The 621-nt window shown below is 33.2% G+C and carries 1 protein-coding gene; it reads left to right on the top strand.

Features of this window, described 5'->3' with window-relative positions:
• Nucleotides 1-61 precede the first annotated feature (61 nt).
• On the top strand, nucleotides 62-621 hold a 560-nt coding region (locus GPK60_RS09595; RefSeq protein WP_173867147.1), incomplete at its 3' end, for a restriction endonuclease subunit S.

The following is a 621-nucleotide window of genomic DNA, read 5'->3' as shown; positions in this document are numbered from 1 at the left end:
TTCATATTTGCAGTGCAGATGAAACTGCAAGGTAAATGTGGGGTTATGGGGATGATTATAGATGGAAAAATTATGGAAATATAAAAAAATTGGAGAAGTATGTATTGTTGAACGTGGTGCTTCACCACGACCAATTGATAAGTATATTACGGATAATGAAAGTGGAATTAATTGGATAAAGATAGGTGATACTTCAGATTCCATGTATATAACTGAGACTGCTCAAAAAATTATTGTAGAAGGTATGAAGAAATCGAGATATGTAAAGCCGGGAGATTTTTTATTATCTAATTCTATGAGCTTTGGGCGACCATATATACTGAAAATAGATGGATGCATCCATGATGGTTGGCTTGTGTTAAGAGATGAAAATGCATTATTTGATAAGCGTTTTTTGTATTATTATTTAAGTTCGAAAACTACCTATAAAAAATTAAAGTCTATGGCCGTTGGTGGAGTGGTGAACAATTTGAATAGTGAAATGGTGCGAAATGTGATCGTGCCAGTTCCTGATAAAGAAGAGCAGTCTGAAATAGCGGATTTGTTTGATAAAATTAAAAAGATTTTAGATGACAGAAAACAGGAATTAGAACAATTAGACACTCTTGTCAAATCCCGATT

The organism is Ruminococcus sp. MCC718 (assembly GCF_018783905.1).
Lineage (GTDB): Bacteria > Bacillota > Clostridia > Lachnospirales > Lachnospiraceae > Hominisplanchenecus > Hominisplanchenecus faecis.
The sequence above is the reverse complement of the archived record's forward strand: the minus strand, read 5'-3'. Positions and strand labels throughout refer to the sequence as shown.